Below are 26707 nucleotides of genomic sequence, written 5' to 3'. Positions count from 1 at the left end.
TTAAAAAAAATCAGTCAATATGTTAAAAAGTACTTGAAATATATAAACAATGTTTTACAATTGAAACGTAAATAGTATAATAAGGAGGAGACGTTAGTGGCAAAGGTTCGTGTAAAAGATGTAGATATTCATTATGTAATGGAAGGGGAGGGCCCACCTCTTATACTACTCCACGGGATGGGGAACAACGCTCGATCATGGGTTCATCAGTTCGAGGAATTAAAGAAACATTATACAGTAATTGCTTGGGATGCGCCAGGGTATGGAAATAGCAGTGATCCTGATTATCTCCTAAAAGATTTTTCGGACTTTTCTGCTTACCTGAATGGAATGGTGGAAAAGCTTCAGTTGAATAATATATATTTACTCGGCCATTCTATGGGGGCGGCGATAGCAGTTGATTTTGCTACTCGGTACCCAGAAAAAGTGGAACGGTTGATTCTTGCAGCTACTACGCGAGGTGCAGCAGCTTTAACTCCCGATGATAATCTAAAAAAACATCAAGGTAGATGCGAATTAGTCGACACCACCTCGCCGGAGGAAATCGCTCGTACACGAGTTCCTGCATTATTATCCCCTCACGCATCAGAAAGTGTGCGAAAGTATGCCGAAGACATCATGGCTGAAATCAGACCGATGGGGTACAAGTCAGTGTCGCATGGGCTGTATAACCTTAATCAAATGGATGCGTATCCCGAGATATCGATGCCTACTCTGATTATTTGCGGAAAAGATGATCGAGTAACACCTGTAAGTGAATCAGAGATCATTCATCAATTAATAAAAAATTCTCGACTCCAATTATTGAATGACGCTGGACATTTGTGTTACTTAGAACAACCGACTATATTTAACGAGTTGGTGAAACAATTTTTGAATGAGTGATAATTACGTACCAACTACTTTATTCATTGTTAGGAGGAATAATGGTTGACAACAGCGGAAAAGAAAAAATATACCTCTAATTCCTTAGTTCGAGGACTGGAAGTATTAAAATTATTCAATGCAGAAAGACCCACTCTATCACTAGCCGAAATAGCCAGTCATTTAGGCGTGAGCCGAACTACGCCTTATCGGATTTTATATACATTAGAAGAACTTGGATATGTGTCACAAGATCCCGAGTCTAAAAGGTATGCGCTGACTCCAAAGGTATTGGAGCTAGGATTTTCTTATTTAAAAAGTCTACAATTACCTGAATTAGCGCGGCCTTATTTAGAAAAGCTACGTGACTTCACAGGCGCCTCTTCTCACATGGGCGTACTCCAAGATAATGAGATTGTTTATATAGTAAGGGCACCATCAAATAGAGTGTCCAATGTAACCATTAATGTAGGGACCCGTCTCCCGATTTATGCAACGTCGATGGGGAAATGTTTGCTTGCCCATCTTACAAATGAAGAAAGAGAAGAATTTTTAACAAGTTCTCTCCTCGAACCACTCACGTCCTCCACGAAAACAGGGAGAGATGAATTAAAAGCGGATTTAGACGATATTCAAGGGAAAGGTTATGCCATTAGTAAAGGTGAATTTGAAGAAGGAATATGGTCTGTCGCATGCCCTATCCTCGGAAAGGATAATAAGGTGATCGCTGCAATAAATATCGCCGCACCGCAACATACTATCAAAGAAGCAACGTTCAATGAAGAAATCATTCCTGCTGTCTGTGATACAGCGAAAGAAATTTCCGCTTTATTTAAGTTCTCTGATTAAATAGGCACAGTTGAAATGATAAATTTATCATCCCCCTCTTATTTAAAAGGTGGGGGTTTTTATTGTAAAAGACAATTTAAAAAATGAGATGCAATCTATATGGCTAATGAGAATTTTTAATTCTTTAAGTTAACGAAATTTATTGACAAATAGAGCAGAATAAATTACTATTTATTTAAATAAGTGAAACAATGTTTTTTATACAAAACGAAGTGGAGGGTGTTATTTTGCTGAATATTACACATCTGCGTCATATAAGTTTGATCACTCCTCATCTTGAAGAGCAAATAAAATTCTATAGTGATATTTGGGGCTTAGACATCGTAGCTGAAGATAACAATAATGCTTATTTGCGCGGAGCCGGTCCAGAGCACCATATTCTACACTTGAAAAGAGGAGAAAAGAGAGGATTACATCATATTGCATTTGGGTTGCAAGATAAACAAGCAGTGGATCAAGCGGCTGAATATATAAGAGACAAAGGTTTTCACATCGTAGAGTCTCCCGATTATTTAGAAGAAGAAGGTGGCGGGTACGGATTTCGTTTCGTAGATTTTGAGAATCGCTGCATTGAACTTTCGGCTTGGGTCGACATTCACACGACATTTTGGAATAAAAAGCAAGAAGCCAATCCATTATTTTTAAACCATGTCGTACTGAATACGACTGACATCGATCATGCGATGGAGTTCTTTACAGAAGTACTTGGATTTAGGGTTACAGATTGGAGTGAGCATCAAATGGTGTTCTTGCGCTGTAACAAAAATCATCACTCCATTGCTTTCAATCAAGGGGATCATGCTTCCGTCAACCACATCGCTTATGAAGTAGATGGCGTCGACGAAGTGATGCGAGGAATAAGCAACGTAAGAAAGAAAGGGTACGAAGAGATTTGGGGGCCGGGAAGACATGGCCCGGGAAACAATATCTTCTGTTATTTCCAAGATCCAGGCGGATTTGTTATGGAGTACACTTGTTACCTTACTACGATAGAAGATGAAAAAACATGGCAGGCGCAAGTGTGGAAAAGAGTCCCTCACTTAATGGATCAGTGGGGAACCGCAGGACCTCCAAAACCTGAGACGAGAGCCGCGATGGCCGGAGAGCCTGATCCAGGTTGGGTGGAAAACAATACAATTAAAGGATGAGTAGAATTGGATTTACAAATTGAAGATAAAGTAATTGTCATTATGGGAGGATCTTCAGGGATCGGTTTTAAAGCTGCTGAACTATTTTTAGCAGAAGGTGCGAAAGTCGCCATATGCGGAAGAAATCAACAGCGGTTAGACAACGCAATAGAAGAGTTACAACAAAGCGCTGGTGAAGATCGTGTATTTGGAAAAGCATGTGATGTATCTAAGAAATCTGATATAGAAGCTTTCATAAATGCTACTGGAGAATATTTCTCAAGGATCGATGTCCTTGTCAATAACGCGGGAAAAAGCCTAATGTCGCATTTTTTCGACATAACAGACGAGCAGTGGCAAGAACAAATTAATTTAAAATTTTATGCCATTATTCACGCGGTGCAAGCGGTATATCCGTTTATGAAAAATAGGGGAGAAGGGCGTATTATCAATATAAACGCTACGCTTTCTAAAGAACCCGAACCCCATATGATTGCCACGGCTTCCACAAGAGCTGGGCTGTTAAATCTAACAAAAGGCCTTTCTCGAGAATTTGCAGCAGATAATATTTTAGTAAACTCTATCAGTTTAGGAATTATTAAGACGGACCAATGGGAGAGACGACGAATAACGCAAAATCCCGAAGAAGATCCGGAAGTCTTTTATCAAAACTTAGCAGAGAAACGCAAAGTACCTTTAGGAAGAGTAGGTCTTCCAGAGGAAGTAGCGGATACCATATTATTTTTATCCTCCCAACGAGCGAGCTATATAACGGGAGCTAATATTGAAGTATCTGGTGGTTTGAGTAAAGTTTTATAAGAATTGAGGGAAAAGACGATGGTTCAAAATAAAGAGGTATTTACAACAGCAGATGCTATTGTGAAAGAGCTTGTCCGTGCGGGCGTTACCACTGCCTATGGAGTGGTCAGCATCCATAACATGCCAATCTATGACGCGATTCAAAGAGAAGGAAGTATTCATTTGGTATGTGCCCGAGGTGAAAGTGGTGCAGTAAATATGGCAGACGGGCATGCCCGCTCTACGGGGGAATTAGGGGTAGTCATTACAAGTACCGGTACGGGGGCAGGAAATGCTGCGGGATCATTAATTGAAGCGTGGAGTGCAGGGGTTCCGCTTTTACATATAACAGGTGAGGTAGCCTCCCCATACTTAGGGACAGGCAAAGGATACATTCATGAATGTAAAGATCAACTACAGATGCTGAGCGGTACCTGTAAAGAAGCATATCAATTAAAAGTACCTGGACAAGCGGCAGGTTTCATTCGAAAAGCAATTACGGAAGCGTTTCAATATCCAACAGGACCGATCAGTGTAGAAATTCCTATTGATTATCAATCCGCAATCATCGAGGACACACAAATAGTCGACAGCAATGATTTCACGAAGGCAAAGAAAGACTCTTTTGTCATTCCAAAATCAGTGACAGACATGGTTAGAGATGCAAAACGTCCCGTGTTGTGGGTGGGAAATGGAGCTTTGCTGTCCGGCGCATCTGAAGAAATCATTCAGTTAGCTGAGTGGCTGAGAACTCCGGTTATCACTAGCCAGTCTGCAAAAGGTATTATTCCGGAAGATCATGAGCAAAGCATTGGACACTTTGCGTCTTACAAAGAAACCAAGGAATTTTTAGAAGAAGCAGACTTGTTGATTAGCGTAGGTGTACGATTCAGAAGCAACGAAACATCTGGTTGGACTGTTAAAATTCCTAATCATCATATATCCATTGATGTGGACTACCTAGCAGCCAATCGAAACTATGAGACAACGTATGCTCTAGTCGGTGACACAAAAATAGTAGTTGGAGAATTGTTGAAAGAACTTACAGAAAATCCTGTAAGAGGAGCTTCAAAAGAGTACTTAGAAGAAGTGAAAGATTTACGCAATACACTTAGAGAGAATCTTCGTTCAACATTAGGACCTTACGAAGAGATACTGGACAGTATGCGGGCAAACCTTGAAGACGACACCATTTTCGTTCGCGATGTAACAGTGCCTGCGAATGTTTGGGGAAGTCGATTGTTTGAAACATATCAACCTCGCCATTCGATCCATGCTTCAGGAGGAGGAATTGGCCAAGGTCTTCCCACAGCCATCGGAGCTCAAATAGCGAATCGAGATAAGAGAGTAGTGTTGGTAGCAGGCGATGGAGGTTTCATGGTGAACCTTGGTGAGCTTTCCACAGCAGCTCAAGAAAAATTGCCAATGATCATTCTTCTATTTGATGATTCCGGTTATGGAGTAATTAGAAATATCCAGGATGCTGCTTATGGACGCCAAGTAGGGGTGGATTTAAATAGTCCAGATTTTGTTCAACTTGGCAGGGCGATGGGAGTAGAATCAACATCTGTCCACTCTACCAAAGAATTTAATCAAGCCTTGAACCGTGCATCAACCTCAGATGAATTGAGCTTAATTGTCGTAGATATGAAAGAAGTGGGACCAATGGCCAAACCGTTTGGCGGACCGCCGGGCGTCGCCTCATCATTTGAACCGAAAAAAATAACGAATTAGGAGGAAAATACATGGTCTCTAAAACGGAAGACAACCAAACGGTGGATGGAAAGATATTGATTAATGGGAGTTGGACAAAAACAACAACGACAAGAGAGGTCATTAACCCGGCTTTCACAAACGATGTTGTCGGCCATGTGGGGATGGCGGAAGAGAGTCATATAAATGAAGCTATAATGACAGCACAAGATGCTTTCGAGTACTGGTCTCATTCTCCATTGGAGGAACGGATAGAAAGTATGACACGAGCCTGGGAGCGACTGAAAGATAAAGTCGATGAATATACCTCGCTATTCGTAAGAGAGAATGGCAAGACATTAGTGGAAGCCAAAAAAGATATTAAGAGATGCGTGGAAATTCTAGAAACCCTTCCTACAACTATTAAGGATTGGTATAACCCAACGGATTTGTCAAATGACATTCAGCAAGTGGAGATCCGTCGCAGACCTCGTGGTGTCACAGCCGTTATTACTCCTTGGAACTCTCCTATGATTTTAACGTTCAAGCGAGTGATCCCGGCGATACTGACAGGGAATACAGTCATATTGAAGCCAGCGACGAACTGTCCGCTAACAATTATAACAGTCATGAGAGAAATAGCGGATTGCTTGCCGCCGGGCGTATTGAATATCATCACAGGATCCGGTCAGTTTATTGGAGATTACTTAGCAAAAGACAGCAGAATCAGGATGATATCGTTTGTGGGTGGCACGGATACCGGAAAAGAATTAATGGAAAAATCGGCTTCTACGTTAAAAAAGTTACACTTAGAGCTTGGAGGAAATGATCCGGCGATTGTTTTGGAAGATGCACGGTTAGATAAGGAAGAAATAACGAAAATAAAAAACGGTATCTTACGAGGAGCCGGTCAAGTATGTTCCGCTATCAAACGGATTTACGTACACGAATCACGCTACGAGGAACTCTTAGATAAATTAAAACGTGAGTTTAATAAAGTAACAGTAGGAGAAGGGATTCATCCGGATTCGACGATGGGACCATTGAATAACAAAGGCCAGTATGAGTTTGTTACAAATCTACTAAAGAATGCAGAGAAAAACGGAGCGACCGTTGAACATTATGGCCGAAAGTTAAATGAAGAGAAGTGGGACAAAGGTTACTTTATGCTCCCGGCTATTGTAACGAATGTAAAGCAACAAGATGAAATCGTCCACGCTGAACAGTTTGGTCCTGTTATTCCAATCATCCCATTTACAGATCTTGACCAAGCGGTGAAATATGCGAATGACACGGAATTTGGATTAAGAGCTTCTGTATGGACACAAGATTCAGAAGAAGCCAGAAAACTCTCGGATCGCATAGAAGCAGGAGCAGTGTTTCACAACAATCATACGATCTTTATTGATTTAAACCTAGATTTCCCTGGAATTAAAGAAAGCGGGTTAGGCGGTGTCACGAGGTACGGTGGATTTGAACATTTCACAGATTCATATGGTTTTGCCAATTAAGGAGTTGCAAAGATGAATATAGGTATTATCGGAGCAGGAGCAATAGCACAATTTTTAATGGAAGAAATACAAAAGGACACAGAGACGGACCTATCCGTTCAAAGTCTACTAGTGCGTGATACGAACAAATATGCCACGTTGCGTGAGACGTTCGGTATAGATCTCTTTGACGAGGTAGATGCATTCCTGGATTCGGATATAGATATAGTTGTCGAAGCGGCTAATATTGAGGCGGTAAAGTCACTGGTTCCTCATACTCTAGAGAAAAAAGACGTGGTAGTGATCAGTATTGGAGCACTGGCAGATAAAACGTTTTCAGAGACCGTTTATTCTACAGCTGAAACATTTCATCGCTCCGTTTACTTACCTTCTGGTGCAATCGGAGGAATTGATCTCATTCAAAACGCAAGTTCGCTAGGTGAAGTAGAAAAAGTATCTTTAACCACTCGAAAACCAGCCCATTCTCTAGGTGAACCAGGTATCACAGAAGAGAAAGTTATTTTTCACGGACCTGCTTCTGACGCTATTGAGAAGTTTCCTAAAAACATCAACGTCTCTATTATATTATCTCTCGCTGGGAAAGGGATTCGTGAGACAGAAGTCACGATCATTGCTGATCCGAACGCTGATAAAAACGAACATGCGATTAAAGCGATTGGAGATTTTGGAACATTCACGGCGACGATAGAAAACAATCCATTGCCAAGTAACCCTAAAACTAGCTACCTCGCAGCCTTAAGCATTTTAGGAACACTGAAAAAGGTGAAATCACCTTTAAGAATTGGAACATAAAAATAGGAGGTTGGATGACATTGTCAATCATCGATACGGGAAAATTCCCTCGTTTAGAAGACATGACGAAGAGCGAACTTATTCAACATTTAAAGGAGACGGTGAAACCAGAAGAAGGGATTATCCCAGCGTATATCTTTTCTCATCCAAAGGTGTATGAGTTGGAAATGGAAAAAATATTTTTGAAGTCATGGCTTTTCCTTGCTCATAAATCAGAAATACCAAATAAAGGTGATTTCGTTACGAGACAAATGGGAGAGCATAGTGTCATTGTGACCCATGGAAGTGACGGTGACATCCACGTTTTATTAAATGTTTGTACACATAGGGGAATGAAGTTATGCCGCATGGACCATGGGAATGAAAAAAGTTTTGTCTGTCCTTATCACGGTTTTAATTTTAAAAATACAGGTGACCTTGCAGGAGTTCCTTTCCAGAAAGAAGTGTACGGTGACACGTTAGATAAAAGCAAAATGGGGCTAAAAGAAATCCGTCATGATGAGTACGCAGGCTTGATTTTTGCAACGTTTAATGAAGAGGCTGTACCGCTAGATGAGTATTTAGGAGACATTAAGTGGTATTTAGACCTAGCCTTTAACCGTGCAGAAATGGAAGTACAAGGACCGCCGATGAAATGGGTCGTCAATGCTTCTTGGAAACTAGGCTCGGACAACACGATTTCAGATTCTTACCATACATTAGTTTCTCATGGTTCCATTGCTAAGTTAGGGCTCGTACCTTCAGGAGATTACTCAAAATACGGGTATCAAATTTATACAGGAAATGGGCATGGATTAAATTTAGGTATGCCTAATCCGCATTTTGCGTTTCCAGAGGAATTAACAGAAGAATATAAAGAACGTCTCTCCCCAGAACAATGGGGTGTGTTAGAAAAATTAAAAAATATGATTGTCTGTGTGTCTCCGCACATGATGATATTAATTTCCTCGATGGATTTTAAAGGAAAACAAGTTTCAAATACTTCATTCCGATTATGGCAGCCGAAAGGTCCTGACAAAATTGAAATCACCCAATGGCAAATTGTCGAAAAAAATGCAACCAAAGAATGGAAAGAGTTATCAAACCAAACGAATTCATTAACATTTGGAGCGTCCGGTATCTTCGAACAAGACGACTCTGAGAATTGGACAGATATTACTCAAAACAGCAAAGGAGCTTATCATTTACAGGAAAATACGTTCTTTAATTACACGCAGGGAATGCATAAAAAACCCGTAGATGATTTTGTAGGTCCGGGAATCGCATACGAAAATAAATTCAACGAAGCAAATGCCAGAGCGTTTTTCCGCAACTGGCTCGACCAGGTAACTGCAGAGTAGGGAGGGGAAGTTGATGAAAGAAGTTATAGAACTCCAATATGAGATAGAACAATGGTTGTATCATGAGGCACATCTACTTGATAATTTACTATTTGATGATTGGCTGGAATTATTTGATGAGGACTGTCGTTATCGAATGCCGTTGCGGGTGAATTTGCAAGAAAAAGACGTACCTGATTTTACGGATGATACGCTCTTATTCGATGATGATATGGAAACACTTACGCTTCGTGTTGATCGTCTGAAAACTGATTTAGCTTGGGCGGAAACACCACCCTCTCGTACAAGAAGAAATGTCGGGAACGTAAGAATTCAAGAATACAATGAAAACCAAGTGACAGTGAAAAGCAATTTACTTTTATATCGAAGCAGAAGTACAGAAATTGGTGCAGAATTAGTATCTGGGGAACGGACCGATAGGCTGGTCAAAAGAAGTGGGAAGTGGAGACTTCAAGAACGTACATTCATTGCAGATCAAACGACGTTAGGTACCAGAAATTTAGCAATTTTCGTTTAGAGGATAGGTGGTCTTTATGGCAGGTGAATTAGAAAATAAAGTAGCAATAGTCACGGGTGGCACGAACGGAATCGGAGAAGCGGTTACAAGACGGTTCCTATCAGAAGGAGCAAAAGTTTGTATTATCGGAAGGTCGCCATCCAAACTGGAGAGTTTACAAAAGGAGTTGGGGGACAATTTACTTGCTTTAGAAGGAGATGTGTCTAAATATGACACTCATGTGGAAGCGGTAAGAAAAACCGTTGACACATTTGGAAAACTGAATATCTTCGTCTCGAATGCTGGGGTGTTCGATGGATTTGTTTCTCTAGAACAACTTCCAGAAGATCGATTAGATGAGGCGTTCTCCATGATTTTTGATATAAATGTAAAAGGTGGATTAATGGGAGTCAAAGCAGCTTACAAAGAATTACAGAAAACCAAGGGAAATATAATTTTCACCACGTCCAATGCTGGTTTTTACCCAAACGGAGGAGGACCGATATATACAGCAAGTAAACATGCTATTGTTGGACTCATTCGTGAATTGGCGTTCGAGTTAGCTCCGGATATTCGAGTGAATGGAGTCTCACCTGGTGGTACAGTTACGAATATAACAGCCATCCCGCCATTACAAGAGAGTGTCAAAAAGATTGATCCAGAAACGAGAAAAAAATTCATTGCAAGTAGAAACCCATTGCAAATTGCCCAGGAAGCGGATGATCACAACGGTGCGTATGTATTATTAGCTTCTGATAATTCTAGAGCGATTACAGGTGCTGTCATAGAAAGCGACGGCGGACTCGGTGTAAGAGGCATGCCGGGTGAAGTGAAATAAATAAGTAAGTAGGTGCACTAATGAAATGTCTGTTGATTTAGTGCACTTATGCCAAATGAACGTTGGAGGGTGCAGGATGAGTACCACTTTATTAGGAACGAAAACGGTCGATCAAATTGCTTTTGTTGTTCGGGATATCGAGGAAGCATGTGAGAATTTTGCTGTGTTACTAGGGATACCGAAGCCGGAATGGTTTTTAACAGGGTCTCATGAGAGGTCGAACGTTTATTATAGAGGGGAGCCTTCCAACACGCAAAGTAAGCTCGTGTTTATTGACACACCGTCGGTTCAAATAGAACTGATGGAAATCAATGAGGAGCCGAGTACGATGAAAGATTATCTAGAAGAGCGTGGGGAAGGGATTCACCATATCGCATTTGTTACAGATACGATTTCGAACCGAATGAAATATTTAGAAGAAAATAATTACAAACTGTTGCAGAGCGGCGAATTCACTTCTGATAATAAAGGTCGGTATGCTTATTTAGATACAGAAAATGCATGTAAGACTGTTATCGAATTGCTAGAAAGAGAGACGCCTCAACCAAAGAACGTAAAAGATTTAATTGCCGAACCCCTTTTTGGATCTAGAACGATAACACAAATCGCCCTTGTGGTTGAAAACATAGACAGTGTGGCTGGACACTACAGCAGAATATTAGACGTAGACCTCCCGCCAAAAATAAAAGAGGGACCTAAGGAAATTACACGGGTTGTCTATAACGGAGAAGACACTAGAGCAGATGCTACCTTTATGTTTTTTCAGACACCGACCATTGAAATAGAGTTAATTCAGCCAGGCGACGAACCAAGTACTTGGAAAGAGCACTTAACAAAATATGGAGAGGGAGTTCATCATATTTCTTTTGAAGTGGACGACCTTGAAAGTAAATTAGTAGAACTGAATGCGAAAGGCTACAACACAGTACAAGAAGGAAATTTCTGGAACGGAAATGGCCGTTACGCTTATTTGGATACAAAAGAAGATTTTAAGGTGATGATTGAGCTGCTTGAGCGTTATACCAATCATTAAAAATTGAAAGAAGGGTGACTATGAAAAAACTGTTAAGCATCCTCACGATATTAATTATAGGGTTGATTCTTTCCGCTTGTGGCTCCTCTGAAGATGAAACAAACACTTCGTCTAGTACAGAAGCCAGTGAGAGTGATGGACCAGTTGAGATAAAACTAGGTGTCGGGTATGCCACGGAAGAAAATTTATGGCTTATGAAGGTTGCTTCGGATTTAGCACCAAATTACGGTGAAAAATACACCCTCGAACTGCAACAATTCCGAGCTAATGCTGATAGACTTAATGCCTATCGAGCAGGCCAGATCCATGGAGGGACATTGGGACAAGGGGCATCTATTATGTCCAAGGCCCAAGGCGTTGATATGAAAGTGATTGCAAATATAGCAAAAGAAAGCCCAGATGATGGATTTAACTCCGCTTTTTTAGCATCTGCTGATTCAGACATTGAATCTGCAAAAGATTTAAAAGGGAAAACAGTCGGGGTAGTAGATTTTAAATCGCCGACGGACATGTGGGCACGATCAGCCATTAGAGAAGCAGGCCTTGATCCAGATAAAGACGTGGAGTACGCTGTATTGCCAATCCCGGCAATGCAAGAGGCTATTGAAAGTGGAAAAATAGATGTCGGCATGTTTCCGCAGCCTTTTTATGATATGGCTGAGAATTCAGGTGAATTAAAGACCATATTTACGTCGAAGGATGGCGTACCTATCGAAGAAGATTTCTTAAATCTATTCATGGAACCGAAGTTTGTGGAGGAAAATGAAGAAGCTGTGCAAGCATTGGTTAGTGATTTACAAACAATGACAGAATATTATGTTAATAATCCGGAAGAAGCTCGCCAAAAGCTCTTGGATGCTGAATTCGTCTTAGCAGACCCTGAAGTTTATCTCCAAATGGAAGATTACGCGCGTGCGATAGATGGATCGTTTAATCGAGAAGGATGGGATGTTGTACAAGACATTCTGTTAAAGGAAGAATGGATTGAAGAAGAAGTGGATCTCGACACGTTAATAGACGAGTCCTTTATATCTGGAGATGAATAAAGAAGATAGAGAATTTAGCTAGTACCTGAAATTCATGGAGGGGCATAAGCCGGATGCCCCTTCACATTTTCGGAGGTGAAGTTACATGACAGAGAATGAGATCGCTGCAGGAGGGTCCCCTCTTGGCAAAGAAAAAAGCGCTATAAAGATAAATAAAGTGAGAAAAGTATTTACGCGTAACGACGAAGAAATCGAGGCGATTAAAGAAGTTAACCTAGACATTAAAGAAGGAGAATTTGTTAGTGTCGTTGGGCCGAGTGGGTGTGGTAAAAGTACATTCCTTCATATTGTTGGCGGCTTTATTGATAAAACATCAGGAGAAGTCATCGTTAATGGAAAGGAAGTAAACAAGCCTGGTCCTGATCGCGGGATGATGTTTCAGGAATCAACTTTGTATCCGTGGTTGAAGGTAGACCGAAATGTGGCTTGGGGATTAGAAGTACAAAAGCTTCCAAAAAAAGAAATAAAAGAGCGTGTCGAATATTTTCTGAAACTAGTAGGTCTCTGGGAATTTAAAAATAACTTGCCTTCCGAGTTATCTGGCGGAATGAAACAACGTGTATCCCTTGCGAAAGTGCTTGCGTTTAATCCGGAAGTATTGTTAATGGACGAACCATTTGGTGCTCTGGATTCCCAGACACGGGAAATGATGCAAGCTGAACTACAGCGTATTTGGTCAGAATCAAGAAAAAGCGTTTTATTTGTGACCCATGATATTGAGGAAGCAGTATTTTTGAGTGATTACGTCGTCGTTCTTTCTAAACGTCCTTCCACTGTGAAAGAGGTTATTAAAATTGATCTACCTCGTCCGCGGGAGATTTCGATTCGTAAGTCCTATGACTTTGTTGATTACCGTAATAAAATCTGGGATCTCTTGCACGAAGAACAAAACGTTAAACAACTAAGGGGCGTTTAACATGCAAAACAACTCAAAAAAGTGGTTCGTTCTTACATCCATTGGAGAAATACTTTTTTTTCTATTGCTTTGGCAAGTGCTTTCCATCACATCGTGGTTTCCAACCTACGTATCAAGTCCTGTAGAAATTTTCAGTCGGATAGGCGAGATGTTTGCAGACGGTAGCATCTACCCTCACGTTGGTATCAGCCTTTACCGAACCATTTTAGGATTTCTCTTAGTCGTGTTAATTGGAACGGTATTAGGGATGCTTGCAGGGTTTTTTAAGCCAATTGGTAACTTTTTTGACCCACTCATTTCTTTCTTTAATCCAATACCTAAAATCGCGCTATTACCAGTATTTCTCGTTTGGTTTGGTGTGACCGATGTCACGAGAATTTTAATCATTTTTACAAGTGCTTTCTTTCCATGCTTTATCGCCACATTAGATGGGGTTCGTAATATAAACAAACTCTACTTATGGTCTGCAGAAAATATGGGTGCTTCAAAATTTAAGATGCTTTGGAGGATTATATTACCTGCAGCTTTGCCAAAGATCTTTGATGGTTGGCGTGTCGCATTAGCTCTCACCTTTGTGATGATGTTTTCTTCAGAAATGATTGGTACATCAACTGGTCATGGTCTTGGATTTATGATTCTGAACGCGGACTCATATGGACGTGTAGATATTGTACTAGCTGGTGTTTTCATAATTGCGCTGCTTGGTTTTATTTTTGACAGGTTATTAATTTTATTAAGAAATCGAGTGTTATGGTGGAGCGAACGATAAAGGGGGGGAATACATGAGTTCCATATGGCAGCTGATCAAAAAATATCAATCTCTCATTCTTGTCGTTGTAGTCTGGCAACTGATGGCATTATCAGGACTTTTTTCTGAACAGCTCTTTCCAGGGATTGAAAAGATAGCAATAGTTTTTTTGGAATTACTCCCAACTTCTGATTTGTGGTCAAATATTGGAATTACGTTATACAGAATCCTTGCAGGATTTGCCCTCGCGGCTATCGTTGGCGTGCCGTTAGGAATTGCTATGAGCCGCTCGCGGACGTTTGATAATATCATGCAACCCATTTTTACCTTTGGATATCCCGTCCCGAGAGTAGCGCTTTATCCAATATTCGTTTTAATTTTTGGAATAGGATCAGGGTCTAAAATATTCACAATATTCCTGGAGTGTATATTTCCAATTGTCGTAAATACGTATTATGGCGCAAAAAGAGTAAACATACTTTATATTTGGTCCGGACAGAACATGGGAGCGGATAAACGCAAATTGTTTTGGAGAGTATTCCTGCCTGGTGCGATGCCATCCATTTTCACAGGATTTCGGATCGCCCTGCCAATCGGAGTAGTCATCGCAGTCTTAACTGAAATGATCAGCTCCAGCAATGGAATTGGGTATCTTCTCACCTATTTATCTGCATCTCTATCGCAAAGCCAGGTGTTAGCTGTTGTGGTTTATATTTCACTCATTGGCTATGCTCTTGATCGGTTGCTTCTCTATGTGAGAAATCGTTTTGTCTATTGGTCTTAATATTTTAGTTGAATATTATCAACTGAAGAACAACTTCGGTGTATTTGAGGTGACAACATGGATATGAAAAACAACAAGCGTTGGTTTTATATTGCAATGCCAGTTTTCTTTTTATGGTTCTTTGGACAAATTGACAAATTGGGCATTTCCGTTATACAAACGAATCCTCAATTTTTAAGTGATTTAGGATTAACGGGAGAAAATGCAAACGGAAAGATCGGATTTCTCACGTTTATCTTCTTCGTAGCCTACGCTCTGTCAAACTTTTTTTGGGGATTTTTTATAGACAAATATGGCGCCCGTTTAACTGCGATCATAGGAGTGCTGATATGGTCCGTAACCATGATAATGGGCGGACTTTCTACTACATACGGTATGTTTATGCTTACTAGGATCGTATTAGGTATTGGGGAAGGAATGATGATTCCTGTATGTGGCAAATTCATCGCCAATTGGTTCCACAAAAACGAAATTGGACGGGCTCAATCTTCCTGGGTTTCTGGAAACTATGCAGGACCCGCTCTTGGGGCTATCTTTATTTCTGCGATTATTGCTAGCTTCACATGGCACGCCACGTTCTTCCTGCTCGCAGCTGCGAATTTGCTGATTATTATTCCAATGATCATCTTTTTGATGCGGAATAACCCGGAAGAACATCCAGGGATGAGTAAAGAAGAAGTAGATTATATAAAAACTACGGATATCTCTGAGGATAAAGAACAGAAGAATTTCACACAAGATTTTCGTTATTGGATCGTTTGGTTCGGTATGGTTATGGCTTCTTTCTTATTCTTCGGAATCAGCATTTGGTTACCTACTTATTTAAGCCAAGCGAAGAGCTTTAATGTAGAAATGATGACAGCGATTACATCCTTGTCGTGGCTGTTTGCCCTAGCCTTTGTTCTCGGATGTGGTTATTTAGCTGACAAAACGAAGCGGCCGAGTCTTATTGCAACCATTTTGTTTATTTCTTGTGCGGTAATGTTGTCTATTGCCACCACTTCTGGGGTTGCTATTGTTTCAGGTCTCGCGTTAGGGATTGCCATGGGAACGATGGGGGGAGTTTTTCATCTGAGCAATTTGTTTATCGTGAAGTACTCCACAAAAGAAACAGCAGGACGAGCAGCCGGCCTGATGGGATTCACGAACATTTTTGGCGGGTTTGCCACTTATGTCATGGGCTGGATGCGCGATATAAGTGGTGGCAGCTTTACATCTTCTATCGTGTTATTAATCGTATTTGCATCCCTTGGGTTTATCGCCTACCTCTTTACTCTTAAGACAGAAGCAAACCAAGTTCGGCAATTAAAGAAAGAATCGCATGTTGCTTAATCTCTATGTCTCTATTCATGATTTAACTATATTAAAGGAGGAAGATACCATGAAGTTATCAAATGAAGTGAAATTTAATTATCCGAGAGAAGATATTTGGAAAGCGCTTCATGATCCAGAAATATTAAAACATGCTATTCCTGGTTGTGAAGGATTAACGCTCCAGGAGGACGGAAGTTACGATGTTTCAATGAGCTTAGGAGTAGCAGCAGTAAAAGGAAAATACAACGGAAAAGTATACATGACAGACATAGAGAAACCAAACAAGTACCTTTTGGAAGCGGAAGGAAGTGGCTCACCAGGTCATGTGAGTATGAAAATGGATTGTAATCTCGAAGAAACGGAGGAAGGCTGCCTCTTAAAATGGGACTGTGATGCAGAAATCGGCGGAAAAATAGCTGGTGTAGGAAGTAGAGCCTTGGGAGGTATTGCAAAATTCATGGCTAAAAAATTCTTCGACGATATTAAGAAACAATTGAAGAAAGGTGCATACACGAATTAATAAAAGAAGTGAAGTCAGGAGGGATTGAATGAAACCCGCAACGTTTCAGTATGTAAGGCCTGAAAGTGTAAGGGAATGTTTAGAGTATTTAAGTATGTATGGAGATGAGGCCAAAATCATAGCTGGCGGCCAAAGTCTAATTCCTGTAATGAATATGAGACTTTCCACACCGGAGTATTTGATTGATATTAGCAGACTGGAAGAATTAAATTATATCCGTCATGAAGGTGACTTTCTTCATATTGGAGGTGGGACAAGACAGATAGATGTAGAAACATCTTCTCTTGTGAAAACATATAATCCATTGCTTCGTGACGCCATCAGACACATTGGGCATTCCCAAATAAGGACGAGAGGTACGGTTGGGGGTAGTATCTCACATGGAGACCCTTCAGCAGAACTACCTCTTATTCTTGCGGCATTACGTGGGGAAATTGTAGTCGTGGACGAAGAAGAGACAGCAAACTATACGGCAGATGAATTTTATTTAACAACCTTATTAACTGCCCTTGAGCCACAACAAATGGTTTCAGAAATTGTCTTACCTGTTCTTTCTCCTCAAGCCGGATATGCATTTATTGAAGAAACAAGGCGCCAGGGAGATTTTGCATTAGTGTCTGTGGCTGCTGTTTTAGAAATTGATAGCCAGAACTTGATTACGAAAGCAAACGTAGGGATCGGAGGTGCGCATGAAGTCCCTTACGTGGCAGAAGAACTAGAGGAGTATTTGATAGGAAAAGAGCCAACAGACAGTACTTTTGAGAAGGCCAGCGAAGAGATAAAAGATTCTCTGGAGCCAGAGACAGATCTTCACGGAACGGCTGAGTACAGAATGGACCTAGCAGTTGAGTTAACGAAGCGTGCACTACGCCAAGCTGCTGGAAATGTGGAAGGAGCGTTACAATAATGGAGAACAGTGTCGAACAACCCCAAGTAGATGCGAACGATCACAAAGTACAGTCTAATCGTGTTTCTATCACATTGACAGTCAATGGAAAAGTCGTAAACAAAGCAGTAGAGCCAAGAATGTTGTTATCTGACTTTTTGCGTGAGGAACTAGATTTAACGGGAACACACTTAGGATGTGAACATGGGGTCTGTGGAGCCTGTACGATTATTATGAACAATGAATCGATACGATCCTGTCTTATGTTTGCAGTACAAGCCGATGGTTATGATATCAAGACGGTTGAATCCCTCGCAACCAATGAAGGTACACTGAACGGACTTCAAGAAGCATTTTCTACACATCATGCTCTTCAATGCGGCTTTTGCACACCTGGATTCTTAATGACACTGACTGATTATTTAGATAAGAACCCGTCTCCCACAAGAGAAGAAGTCAGAGAAGTGATTTCAGGGAATTTATGTCGTTGTACAGGCTATTCCAATATTGTAGATGCGGTGATGGATTACACGAAAAATCGATCAATGTAAGAGGTGAGAGAGTGAGTAACTTTATAGGGAAAAACGTACGAAGAAAAGAAGATCATCGCTTACTGTCAGGTAATGGAGAATTTGTAGCTGATATTAAAATGGCCGACTCCCATGAAGCAGCTTTCTTAAGAAGCACTCATGCACACGCAAAAATAAAAAAAATAGACACGACACAAGCTAAAGAACTAGAAGGAGTTGCAGCTGTTTTAACAGGAAATGATATAAAGGGCCTCATTGAACCATTTAAATTTTTTAAAGAGTTTGGGGAAACCCCGCCAAATGCCGAAGAGATTAATCTCATGACCCAGGTGGCATCAAAAGAATTATTAGCCAGCGAAAAAGTTCTGTATGTCGGACATCCTATTGCGGTAGTTGTAGCAGAAAATCGTTACGTTGCGGAGGATGCCCTTGAACTCATTGAAGTTGATTATGAACCATTGCCCGCTGTAGTAAATCCAGAAAAAGCGGTCGAGAATGATTCACCGCTAGTTCACGAGAATATTAAAAACAATGTTCACACTTCTTTTGAAGTCGTTGTAGGTGACTTTCAAAAGGCAGCCTCAGAGGCAGATCAGGTACTTCAAACAGAAATCAAATTTCCTAGAATTCATTGTAACCCGTTAGAAACAAGAGGGATTCTTTCTAATTATAATCGTCGAAGAGATGAACTAACGGTTTATACATCAACCCAAATCCCTTTTGTAGTTAAAAATTATTTAGTATCCATGTTAGGTCTAATAGAAGAGAATGTAAGAGTGATAGCACCTGACGTAGGAGGGGGCTTTGGCCCAAAAGGGGGCGTCTACCCTGAAGAAATCTTAGTATCCTATCTATCCATACAACTGAATAAGCCCGTGCGTTGGGTTGAAGATCGGGTAGAACACCTACAAGCAACACGTCACTCGAGAGATCAATTGCATAAAGTGGAAGTTGCTTTCAATGACAATGGAGATATCCTAGGTTTAAAAGATAACTATATTTTAGACTCGGGTTGTATGAACTATTTTAACTTAACTTGCGCGTATAATACTGCCGCCCATATGAGAGGACTATTTAAAATTCCTCATTATGAAGCGAATGCTAGAATCGTCTTAACAAACAAAACACCAAACGTACCGTATCGAGGAGCAGGGAGACCTGAAGCAGTATTTACGATGGACCGTGTCCTTTATTTAGTAGCAGAAAAGTTAGGAATGGACATGGTAGATGTCATAAAAAAGAATCTGATCCGGGCAGAAGAAATGCCTTATGATCAAGGATTTTATTATAAAGATGGTGGAAAGGTTGTCTATGATAGCGGTAACTATCCGGAAGCGTTAGAAAAAGTACTAGAAATTTCCGAATATGAAAAATATAAAAAAGTAAAGGAAGAGAAAAAAGATGATACGAAGTCGATCGGGATCGGCATTTCCTCATATGTGGAAGGGACAGGTACCGGGCCGTTTGAAGGGGCGGTTGTCAAACTGGATGGTTCCGGGAAAATTATTGCCAGTGCGGGGGCGAGTCCACAAGGACAAAGCCATGAAACCACTTTAGCTCAAATTGTTGCTGATCAGTTCAATGTGGATCCTACGGATGTGTTGATTCGCGTCGGAGATACAGGCGCTCTCCCACATGGAGCAGGAACGTTTGCTAGTCGAAGTGCGGTAAATGCTGGGAGCGCATTGTACGAAGCTTCTCAAATCATGAAAGAAAAGCTGCTTCGATTGGCTGCGGATGAACTCAGTGACACCATCGACAATGTAACGTTAAAAGATGGGGAAGTTAAAAGTAAAAATGGAAAGTCTATTTCTTTTCGTAAGCTTGCACAACTAGCGAAACCAATCCCCTTGTTTAAAGCGAAAAGAAATGTAGAACCGGACCTTGAAGGGACGTATTATTTTTTCCCGCCAACGGTCACTTATTCATCAAGCTTCCATGTGGCAGTGGTAGAAGTCGATAAGAAAACTGGCAAGTTTGATATCATCGACTATTCTATCGTCCATGATAGCGGTAAGATTATCAATCCAAAAATAGTCGAGGGGCAGATTCAAGGTGGGATTGCTCAAGGAATAGGACAATCGGTATATGAAGAGTTGGTTTATGATGAGAATGGTCAATTAATTTCAGGAACTTACATGGATTATTTGTTGCCAACGTCTATGGAAATTCCAAAAGTGAGAATGGACCATCAAGAGTATTTATCAACTCGTAATCCTTTAGGGATTAAAGGAGTCGGTGAAGGAGGAGCCATATCACCTCCTGCTGCATTAGCGAATGCCGTTTCTGATGCACTATCTCCGCTTACTATCAACTTAAATCAGCTTCCTATTTCACCGAGTAATTTACGTTCCTTGATTTTGAAGGCTGAAAAAAATGAAAAAGCAAAAAGAGAGGGAGCTGTTCATGAAGGATAAAACTATAATAAATATAAAAAAAACAATGCTCACTAAATTAAGTGTATTGTTTCTCGGACTTGTGTTGGTACTTACCGCCTGTGGCGGAAATGAAAATGCGGAAACCGGTTCAGAAACGGAAGCTTCTGGTCAAGACCCAGTGAAGTTAGGATTTACATTATCTTTGACAGGCAACTACGCTTTCATGGGTGAAGGAGTGAAGGAAGGCATCGAGCTTTATTTTGAAGAAAATGACTACAAGATTGGCTCTCGCGATGTTGAATTGCTTATTGAAGATGATGGGGGAGATCCACAAAAAGCACTTCAAAATTACCAACAACTAACGATGAACCATCAGGTTGATTTCTTTGGTGGCGGAGTCATTGGAAGTATAGCATATGCGCTTACAGAAGCTGTGGAGCAAGATAAACAAGTCCCTATGATCAATGTAGTAGGTTCTGGAAACAGCTTATCTTGGGAAGATCAGAGTGACTATTCATGGAGAATTGGATTTTCTTCCATACAATATGCTGGTACGCAAGGTGAGGATGTTGCAGAAAATATAGGAGAAACGGCAGTAGTAGTTGCCTCTGACTACGTAGCTGGACATGAGATCGCAACAGATTTCGTTGCCAACTATGAAGAGAATGGTGGCGAGGTATTAGATGTCATGTGGCCTGCTTCTGGAACGAGTGACTTTTCTTCTTATTTATCACAGATAAAGCAAACGGACCCTGAAGCTGTCTTCTTCTTTTTCCCTGGCGCAGATGGACCACGCTTTATTCAACAATTTAAAGATTTTGGCCTAGGTGAAAAATATGGATTAATCGACGGGTCATCCGTCCTGAACGCACCATCTACTATTGAATCTGTCGGGGAAGACGTGGTGGGTGGACAAACGATTGCTCACTATTACCCTGGTTTAGAGAACGATTTAAATAAACAGTTTGTTAAAAGTTATGAGGAAAAATACTCCAAGACCCCAGATGCTTATGTTGTTAATGGATATGATACAGGAAAACTGATAGCAGAAACGATTGAACAAGCAGGAAGTACGAATTCAGATGATTTAGTGGCTGCTTTGAACGATGGTATTTCATTTGATAGCCCGAGGGGACCAATTACATTGGATCCAGATACAAATCATCCTACGCAAAATCTTTATATATTAGAGGGTATTGAAGAAAATGGCGAAGTAAGTTTTGAATTATTACGTACCTACGAAGAGGTTGCTATGCCAACTGAGAATCCGGGATATACACCGCAAAAATAAGAAAAGGGGGTTGTCTCAACCTATAAATGCTCTTGAAGATCTCAAGACAAGAAGGAGACAACCCCTGCATGCTTAGTTTAATGAAGGGAGTACGGTTATGAGTTTTGTGCTGACTAACTTGTTATCTGGATTAACTTATGGAATGCTCTTATTTTTAATGGCAGCCGGGTTATCCATTATCTATGGTTTAATGAGGATCATTAATTTAGCCCACGGTTCTTTCTTTATTTTAGCTTCTTATGTCGCTTATACCTTCATAAGAAGTGGAATGAATTTTTGGATTGGATTAGTTTTAGCAGTAATTGTAATTGTCTTGCTGGCTTTCGTTATAGAAAAGTTTTTAATATCAAAAGTACAAAGCAGTGAGACAGACCAAGTATTGTTAACGTTAGGGTTAATATTCGTTCTCGGCGATTTATCACTATGGATTTGGGGAGGAGATTTTCTATCCGTTCCAGTTCCAGGGATCTTGAATTTCTCCATAGAGGTAGGAGAGATTTATTTTCCAGCCTATCGTTTGTTTGTGTTATTTGTAGGAATACTCTTCGCTGTGTTGCTATGGTACTTTGAAAATAAGACAAAAATAGGAATGGTGGTCAGAGCTGGCGTAGATGATATGAAAATGGTGTCCGCTCTTGGTTTCAATATTAAATTAATGTTTACCGGCGTTTTTTTGTTTGGAGCTGGCTTAGCAGCAATCGGTGGTGTATTAGGCGGCCCTATTTTAGGAATGTATCCAACAATGGAGTACGAGATCCTCGTAAATTCGTTAATTGTAGTAATCATCGGTGGGTTAGGTAGTTGGAAGGGTGCTTTTATTGGAGCAATATTAGTTGGATTGGTGGATGTGTTCGGAAAATTATATGTTCCAACTTTTTCAATGGCCTTAATTTTCGTATTAATGGTAGTTATATTAATGTTCAAACCAACTGGCTTATTTGGGAGGGTTGAAACATGAAACGTATTATTTTGTCTACGATCGGATTAATGGCAGCCGTGCTATTCATACCTGTTGTGGCGTCGCCGTATGTTATCTATTTATCTACAGAAGTATTAATCATGGCCATATTTGCAATGAGCTTAGGGCTGATTATGGGATTTGGGGGAATGCCGTCACTGGGACATAGTGCTTTGTTTGGGCTAGGTGCCTATACCGTTGTAGCATTAAGTCAGTATGTGAGCAACGTATATGTTCTGTTAGGGGCTGCCTTGATTCTTACATTAATTTTTTCTTTGATAACAGGTTTTATAGCGATGCGTAACACAGGGATTTTTTTCCTCATGGTCACGTTAGCGTTTACACAAGTCCTATACTTGATATCTTCTGGTATGAATTTATGGGGCGGTGCAGATGGAATGAGCACGATGGTTCGTGCAAACTTTGGTTTTGGTAATATTGCTTCAAGTACAGGACTTTTTTATATGATCGGTGTATTTTTTGTCCTCTCTTACTTCTTGCTAAAAGTCTATACTTCTTCACCTATGGGGAAAATTTTAAAAGGTGTTATGGAAAATGAGAGCAGGATGACCGCGCTTGGATTTAACCCAAAAATATTTAAAACAGCAGCTTATACCCTGGCAGGTGGAATGGCAGGAATAGCTGGGGCCCTATATATTTATAAAAACCAATTTGTTAGTCCAGAGTTGTTTTCTGTCCATACAGCTGCGGAAGCTATGATCATGGTTTTTATTGGTGGCTATGGTACGATATTCGGGCCCGCATTAGGAGCAGGAGCCTTTGTTTTTATTGAAAATTATGTAAGCTCATTTACTGATCGTTGGAGTCTTATTTTAGGGCTTATTTTTATAGCTATTGTTATGTTGAAACGTGGAGGCATCATTCATTTACTATCTCTCGCTTGGAACAGTATTGTCCGTATGAGAAAGAAGATGTTTAGTGAGAGAAAAAGAAATGTAGTGGAAGTGAAAGAAGAGGAGGAGATGGTGAATGAACGCATTACTAAAAGTCAGTGATTTAAATAAATCGTTTAAAGCATTGCATGTCCTGAAAAATGTAAATATGGAAGTGGAAAATGGAGAGAGACATGTAATTATAGGTCCGAACGGGGCGGGAAAAACAACATTATTTAATTGTATCTATGGAACCCTCACTCCTACTTCTGGAATGGTTTATTTTAAGGATAAACCGATTCACGATGAAGAGTCATACAAAAGAGTAAAGAAAGGGATGTCAAGAACTTTTCAGAAAAATAATTTATTTGAAGATTTAACAGTAGAAGAAAATGTTCATTTAGCCATCTTAGGGAATAAAGATTATAAGTTCAATCCGTTGAAACCATTGTTACAATACAAAGATGTTAATGAGAAAAAAGTGGAAGTTCTAGAGGAGTGGGGCATGTATGCGAGAAGAAAGTGGCTTGTTAACCAATTATCCTATGGAGAGCAACGTCTCTTAGAAATTATTCTCGCTTTAAGTTCAAATCCTACTCTTGTTTTACTGGACGAGCCGACATCAGGTATGTCACCTTCTGAAACGAGTCAATTCACAAACTTTATTAAGAAAATACCTAGAGATATTACTTTACTCATCATTGAACACGACATGGAAGTCGTTTTTTCAATTGCAGATAAAATCACTGTTCTCCATCACGGAGAAGCCTTATTATCAGGTGATCCAGAGAGCGTTCGCGGTGAACAAATGATTCAAGAAATCTATTTTGGAGGGGGTGCCTTGTCCAAATGATAGAGCTTGAGGAAGTACACACGTATTATGGAAACAGTCATATTTTACACGGCGTGTCCCTTGCTGTTGACCGAGGACAGTGCATGGCTCTAATCGGGAGAAACGGCGCTGGAAAAACAACGACCATTCATTCTATTTCTGGTTTGGTTCAACCGGAAAAAGGCAGTATTCATTTTGACGGACAAAGTTTAAATGGCCGGCCTCCTCATTCTATTTCTCAATCAGGAATTGGATTAGTACCTCAAGGAAGAAGGATATTCTCTTCCTTATCGGTAGAAGAAAATTTGTTAATTGCAGAAAGAGATCAAGCAAATAAAGAGGGAAAACGATGGACCAAAGAGGAAATTTACAGTATGTTTCCGATACTGCGCGAACGAGCAAATAACATGGGGAATCAACTGTCTGGAGGACAACAACAAATGCTGGCCATAGGGCGGGCATTGTTAACCAACCCATCTTTTTTACTAATGGACGAACCATCTGAGGGATTAGCACCAGTCATTATTGAGCAAATTAAGAACATAATATTAGAATTGAAGAGCAAAGGGCTGTCCATGTTGGTCGTAGAACAAAACTTAGAATTAGCCTGTGCTATCGCTGATCACGTAGCTGTCATGAATAAGGGTGTAGTGGTATGGGAAGGCACACCTGATCAATTACTTTCAGAAGAAGAAGTGTTACATACTCACTTAGGGGTATAAATAAATTAAACAGATAGGATAATTAAATATTTATCAAAATGGTCACTTCTAACAAAGTCTTCTATTCTATGTTTCATTTCGAGTAGGATAGTAACGTGTTAGCAAGTGACTTTTTTTATTTAGTTTTTTGTGAAACAAGTACGCTTCCATATAAAAAACTTACATTTCATTCGAAATTTTACGGGATATAAATTGACAGAAAACAAATTAAATTATAAAATATAAGTGTAGTTAAAACATAGTTTTATATATAAAACAAAACGTCTTCGCGAAACATTATGGGTCGGGCCCTCCATAGAATTTCGTGAATACCATTATGAAGGGGAGGAAATAAAATGAGTTTTTCTGTAGAGGAATTTGAGAAAAAATATGTAGGTAGACTTTCGGATAAAAAGATGGATTGGGATGTGTTGGCTTTTCAAGAAGATGTAGACCCGCGTTATCGCCGTGCTCAGATGCGATATATTGGTCGAGGAGCAACAGCTAATGCCGATGCTAGTGTCATTGAGGCGAATAATTTCACTCTAAGCACCATGGTGTTACCGTCAGGATCTATCGGCCCGCTTCATTTACATTCAGACGTAGAAGAGGTTTTCTTTATCCTTAAAGGTGAAATGACAGTACTTCTTCAGGTGGACGGAGAGGATTATGAAATTGAATTAAATGAGAGAGATTGCATTAGTGTTCCTCCGGGGTATTACCGAGGCATTCGTAACGACGGCCAAGAGGATGCGTTAATGCTAGTTATGCTAGGGGCACCGAAACCACAATTACCAACGTACCCTGAGGGAAGTGAACTGGAAAAAGTTAGATTAGAGCGTAAAAAAGAACGCGAAGCAATAATAAGTCAGGCAGACAAGTAATTGTTTGTGGTTTTGTATATCGGGTTGTCTACTAAATAGAGATAGCCCGATATATGTAATGGTCCTATAACCGGTTTGTCAGAAGTCGGAAACTTAGTCTCATAGAAGCGAAAGAAGGATGCAGTAAACCGGTAGAAGCACGTGTCATTTAAGAAACAAATCTTCTAAGATATTATCGTTTATTGTAAAAAGCCTCTGAGAAGTGGCATGAGGAAATGATACATAGGAAGAGAAAAGCATAAATACGTGCATCTTTGGCAGGGATGAGGATAACCAAACCTTTTGATTATAAATGAGTATAGGATCTCCTTTTTATTCCAGAAGACAGACAGCTCTATTAATTAAATCACATGAGGAGGAATAAAATTGGCATTTGTAATTACTTCAGCATGTCAGAATGAAAAGTCTGCAGATTGTGTGTCGGTCTGCCCGGTTGACTGTATTGAAGAGGGAGAAAACATGTATTACATTGACCCGGACAGTTGTATCGGGTGTGGAGCATGTATGGAAGTTTGCCCCGTAGAAGCTATTTATGAAGAGGATGAAATACCTGAATCCGAAAAAAAATATATCGAAATAAACCAGTCATTTTTTAATTGAAGAAGTCTCGTCTGACGTGGGCTTCTTTTCTTATTATATTTAACTAAAACAGTAAAGAAACTTCCTTCATTTATTTTCGAATACAA

The 26707-nt window shown here is 40.2% G+C and carries 27 protein-coding genes; all 27 read left to right on the top strand.

The genetic code is table 11. The features are described 5' to 3' along the window. Window positions 1-96: 96 nt before the first annotated feature. The 27 genes from BM095_RS14570 (at window position 97) to BM095_RS14440 (ending at window position 26621) form a co-directional block, all read left to right on the top strand. A complete protein-coding gene (locus BM095_RS14570) occupies window positions 97-885 on the top strand; it encodes an alpha/beta fold hydrolase (RefSeq protein WP_091663486.1) in 789 nt (262 codons plus the stop codon). A gap of 45 nt (window positions 886-930) precedes the next feature. After that, window positions 931-1713, top strand: coding sequence for an IclR family transcriptional regulator (locus BM095_RS14565; RefSeq protein ID WP_091663483.1), 783 nt, complete (start codon window positions 931-933; stop codon window positions 1711-1713). A gap of 227 nt (window positions 1714-1940) precedes the next feature. Further along, on the top strand, window positions 1941-2861 hold the full coding sequence (locus BM095_RS14560) for a VOC family protein (protein WP_091663481.1): 921 nt from the start codon (window positions 1941-1943) through the stop codon (window positions 2859-2861). A 6-nt stretch (window positions 2862-2867) separates the two neighbouring features. Then, window positions 2868-3659 carry an SDR family oxidoreductase gene (locus BM095_RS14555; RefSeq protein ID WP_091663478.1) on the top strand — a complete coding sequence of 264 codons (792 nt, stop codon included), beginning with the start codon at window positions 2868-2870 and terminating at the stop codon, window positions 3657-3659. 18 nt (window positions 3660-3677) lie between these two features. Next, window positions 3678-5372, top strand: a complete 1695-nt coding sequence (locus tag BM095_RS14550) for a thiamine pyrophosphate-binding protein (RefSeq protein WP_091663476.1) — start codon at window positions 3678-3680, stop codon at window positions 5370-5372. Window positions 5373-5383: 11 nt separating this feature from the next. Continuing rightward, entirely contained in the window at window positions 5384-6841 is a 1458-nt protein-coding gene (locus BM095_RS14545; protein WP_091663473.1) for an aldehyde dehydrogenase family protein, read from the top strand. Between the two features lie 12 nt (window positions 6842-6853). Beyond that, a complete protein-coding gene (locus tag BM095_RS14540) occupies window positions 6854-7633 on the top strand; it encodes an aspartate dehydrogenase (RefSeq protein WP_091663471.1) in 780 nt (259 codons plus the stop codon). Between the two features lie 20 nt (window positions 7634-7653). Continuing rightward, a complete protein-coding gene (locus tag BM095_RS14535) occupies window positions 7654-8973 on the top strand; it encodes an aromatic ring-hydroxylating oxygenase subunit alpha (RefSeq protein ID WP_245757931.1) in 1320 nt (439 codons plus the stop codon). A 13-nt stretch (window positions 8974-8986) separates the two neighbouring features. Further along, window positions 8987-9490: an aromatic-ring-hydroxylating dioxygenase subunit beta gene (locus BM095_RS14530; protein ID WP_091663465.1), complete on the top strand. Its 504-nt coding sequence runs from the start codon at window positions 8987-8989 to the stop codon at window positions 9488-9490. A gap of 16 nt (window positions 9491-9506) precedes the next feature. Beyond that, complete coding sequence (gene hcaB / locus BM095_RS14525; RefSeq protein WP_091663462.1) at window positions 9507-10307, top strand: 3-(cis-5,6-dihydroxycyclohexa-1,3-dien-1-yl)propanoate dehydrogenase; 801 nt, start codon at window positions 9507-9509, stop codon at window positions 10305-10307. Between the two features lie 76 nt (window positions 10308-10383). Next, entirely contained in the window at window positions 10384-11340 is a 957-nt protein-coding gene (locus BM095_RS14520; RefSeq protein ID WP_091663459.1) for a VOC family protein, read from the top strand. A gap of 20 nt (window positions 11341-11360) precedes the next feature. Then, a complete protein-coding gene (locus BM095_RS14515; RefSeq protein ID WP_091663455.1) occupies window positions 11361-12386 on the top strand; it encodes an ABC transporter substrate-binding protein in 1026 nt (341 codons plus the stop codon). A gap of 85 nt (window positions 12387-12471) precedes the next feature. After that, complete coding sequence (locus BM095_RS14510; RefSeq protein WP_091663452.1) at window positions 12472-13302, top strand: ABC transporter ATP-binding protein; 831 nt, start codon at window positions 12472-12474, stop codon at window positions 13300-13302. A gap of 1 nt (window position 13303) precedes the next feature. Further along, on the top strand, window positions 13304-14071 hold the full coding sequence (locus BM095_RS14505; RefSeq protein ID WP_091663450.1) for an ABC transporter permease: 768 nt from the start codon (window positions 13304-13306) through the stop codon (window positions 14069-14071). 13 nt (window positions 14072-14084) lie between these two features. After that, window positions 14085-14834, top strand: a complete 750-nt coding sequence (locus BM095_RS14500; protein WP_091663447.1) for an ABC transporter permease — start codon at window positions 14085-14087, stop codon at window positions 14832-14834. 63 nt (window positions 14835-14897) lie between these two features. Then, window positions 14898-16166 (top strand): MFS transporter, encoded by a 1269-nt coding sequence (locus BM095_RS14495; RefSeq protein WP_091663575.1) that lies wholly within the window; start codon window positions 14898-14900, stop codon window positions 16164-16166. A gap of 49 nt (window positions 16167-16215) precedes the next feature. Continuing rightward, on the top strand, window positions 16216-16668 hold the full coding sequence (locus tag BM095_RS14490; RefSeq protein ID WP_177194840.1) for an SRPBCC family protein: 453 nt from the start codon (window positions 16216-16218) through the stop codon (window positions 16666-16668). 28 nt (window positions 16669-16696) lie between these two features. Continuing rightward, complete coding sequence (locus tag BM095_RS14485; RefSeq protein ID WP_091663442.1) at window positions 16697-17575, top strand: FAD binding domain-containing protein; 879 nt, start codon at window positions 16697-16699, stop codon at window positions 17573-17575. Then, a complete protein-coding gene (locus tag BM095_RS14480; protein ID WP_091663440.1) occupies window positions 17575-18105 on the top strand; it encodes a (2Fe-2S)-binding protein in 531 nt (176 codons plus the stop codon). Before BM095_RS14485 ends, BM095_RS14480 begins: the two co-directional genes overlap by 1 nt. An 11-nt stretch (window positions 18106-18116) precedes the next feature. Further along, window positions 18117-20501, top strand: coding sequence for a xanthine dehydrogenase family protein molybdopterin-binding subunit (locus tag BM095_RS14475; protein WP_177194839.1), 2385 nt, complete (start codon window positions 18117-18119; stop codon window positions 20499-20501). Continuing rightward, the gene (locus tag BM095_RS14470; RefSeq protein ID WP_177194838.1) at window positions 20491-21753 is read left to right on the top strand and encodes an ABC transporter substrate-binding protein; all 1263 of its coding nucleotides are present in this window, start codon (window positions 20491-20493) and stop codon (window positions 21751-21753) included. Before BM095_RS14475 ends, BM095_RS14470 begins: the two co-directional genes overlap by 11 nt. 97 nt (window positions 21754-21850) lie before the next feature. Continuing rightward, complete coding sequence (locus BM095_RS14465) at window positions 21851-22711, top strand: branched-chain amino acid ABC transporter permease (protein ID WP_091663427.1); 861 nt, start codon at window positions 21851-21853, stop codon at window positions 22709-22711. Next, the gene (locus tag BM095_RS14460; protein ID WP_091663425.1) at window positions 22708-23727 is read left to right on the top strand and encodes a branched-chain amino acid ABC transporter permease; all 1020 of its coding nucleotides are present in this window, start codon (window positions 22708-22710) and stop codon (window positions 23725-23727) included. The genes BM095_RS14465 and BM095_RS14460 overlap by 4 nt, the downstream gene beginning before the upstream one ends. Then, entirely contained in the window at window positions 23702-24457 is a 756-nt protein-coding gene (locus tag BM095_RS14455) for an ABC transporter ATP-binding protein (protein ID WP_091663422.1), read from the top strand. Before BM095_RS14460 ends, BM095_RS14455 begins: the two co-directional genes overlap by 26 nt. Beyond that, window positions 24454-25158 (top strand): ABC transporter ATP-binding protein, encoded by a 705-nt coding sequence (locus BM095_RS14450; RefSeq protein ID WP_091663419.1) that lies wholly within the window; start codon window positions 24454-24456, stop codon window positions 25156-25158. Before BM095_RS14455 ends, BM095_RS14450 begins: the two co-directional genes overlap by 4 nt. A 335-nt stretch (window positions 25159-25493) precedes the next feature. Next, complete coding sequence (locus BM095_RS14445; protein ID WP_091663417.1) at window positions 25494-26021, top strand: cupin domain-containing protein; 528 nt, start codon at window positions 25494-25496, stop codon at window positions 26019-26021. 366 nt (window positions 26022-26387) lie between these two features. Continuing rightward, the gene (locus BM095_RS14440; RefSeq protein ID WP_091663414.1) at window positions 26388-26621 is read left to right on the top strand and encodes an indolepyruvate ferredoxin oxidoreductase subunit alpha; all 234 of its coding nucleotides are present in this window, start codon (window positions 26388-26390) and stop codon (window positions 26619-26621) included. Window positions 26622-26707: the final 86 nt, after the last annotated feature.

The organism is Alteribacillus iranensis, assembly GCF_900113025.1.
GTDB lineage: Bacteria > Bacillota > Bacilli > Bacillales > Marinococcaceae > Alteribacillus_A > Alteribacillus_A iranensis.
The sequence above is the reverse complement of the archived record's forward strand: the minus strand, read 5'-3'. Positions and strand labels throughout refer to the sequence as shown.

What these genes read in the sequence shown, in the direction of transcription:
- BM095_RS14550 (WP_091663476.1), top strand. Translation starts at nt 3,678, where the DNA reads ATGGTTCAAAATAAAGAGGTATTTACAACAGCAGATGCTATTGTGAAA.
- BM095_RS14545 (WP_091663473.1), top strand. Translation starts at nt 5,384, where the DNA reads ATGGTCTCTAAAACGGAAGACAACCAAACGGTGGATGGAAAGATATTG.
- BM095_RS14540 (WP_091663471.1), top strand. Translation starts at nt 6,854, where the DNA reads ATGAATATAGGTATTATCGGAGCAGGAGCAATAGCACAATTTTTAATG.
- BM095_RS14530 (WP_091663465.1), top strand. Translation starts at nt 8,987, where the DNA reads ATGAAAGAAGTTATAGAACTCCAATATGAGATAGAACAATGGTTGTAT.
- hcaB (WP_091663462.1), top strand. Translation starts at nt 9,507, where the DNA reads ATGGCAGGTGAATTAGAAAATAAAGTAGCAATAGTCACGGGTGGCACG.
- BM095_RS14520 (WP_091663459.1), top strand. Translation starts at nt 10,384, where the DNA reads ATGAGTACCACTTTATTAGGAACGAAAACGGTCGATCAAATTGCTTTT.
- BM095_RS14515 (WP_091663455.1), top strand. Translation starts at nt 11,361, where the DNA reads ATGAAAAAACTGTTAAGCATCCTCACGATATTAATTATAGGGTTGATT.
- BM095_RS14510 (WP_091663452.1), top strand. Translation starts at nt 12,472, where the DNA reads ATGACAGAGAATGAGATCGCTGCAGGAGGGTCCCCTCTTGGCAAAGAA.
- BM095_RS14505 (WP_091663450.1), top strand. Translation starts at nt 13,304, where the DNA reads ATGCAAAACAACTCAAAAAAGTGGTTCGTTCTTACATCCATTGGAGAA.
- BM095_RS14500 (WP_091663447.1), top strand. Translation starts at nt 14,085, where the DNA reads ATGAGTTCCATATGGCAGCTGATCAAAAAATATCAATCTCTCATTCTT.
- BM095_RS14495 (WP_091663575.1), top strand. Translation starts at nt 14,898, where the DNA reads ATGAAAAACAACAAGCGTTGGTTTTATATTGCAATGCCAGTTTTCTTT.
- BM095_RS14490 (WP_177194840.1), top strand. Translation starts at nt 16,216, where the DNA reads ATGAAGTTATCAAATGAAGTGAAATTTAATTATCCGAGAGAAGATATT.
- BM095_RS14485 (WP_091663442.1), top strand. Translation starts at nt 16,697, where the DNA reads ATGAAACCCGCAACGTTTCAGTATGTAAGGCCTGAAAGTGTAAGGGAA.
- BM095_RS14480 (WP_091663440.1), top strand. Translation starts at nt 17,575, where the DNA reads ATGGAGAACAGTGTCGAACAACCCCAAGTAGATGCGAACGATCACAAA.
- BM095_RS14470 (WP_177194838.1), top strand. Translation starts at nt 20,491, where the DNA reads ATGAAGGATAAAACTATAATAAATATAAAAAAAACAATGCTCACTAAA.
- BM095_RS14465 (WP_091663427.1), top strand. Translation starts at nt 21,851, where the DNA reads ATGAGTTTTGTGCTGACTAACTTGTTATCTGGATTAACTTATGGAATG.
- BM095_RS14460 (WP_091663425.1), top strand. Translation starts at nt 22,708, where the DNA reads ATGAAACGTATTATTTTGTCTACGATCGGATTAATGGCAGCCGTGCTA.
- BM095_RS14455 (WP_091663422.1), top strand. Translation starts at nt 23,702, where the DNA reads ATGAACGCATTACTAAAAGTCAGTGATTTAAATAAATCGTTTAAAGCA.
- BM095_RS14450 (WP_091663419.1), top strand. Translation starts at nt 24,454, where the DNA reads ATGATAGAGCTTGAGGAAGTACACACGTATTATGGAAACAGTCATATT.
- BM095_RS14445 (WP_091663417.1), top strand. Translation starts at nt 25,494, where the DNA reads ATGAGTTTTTCTGTAGAGGAATTTGAGAAAAAATATGTAGGTAGACTT.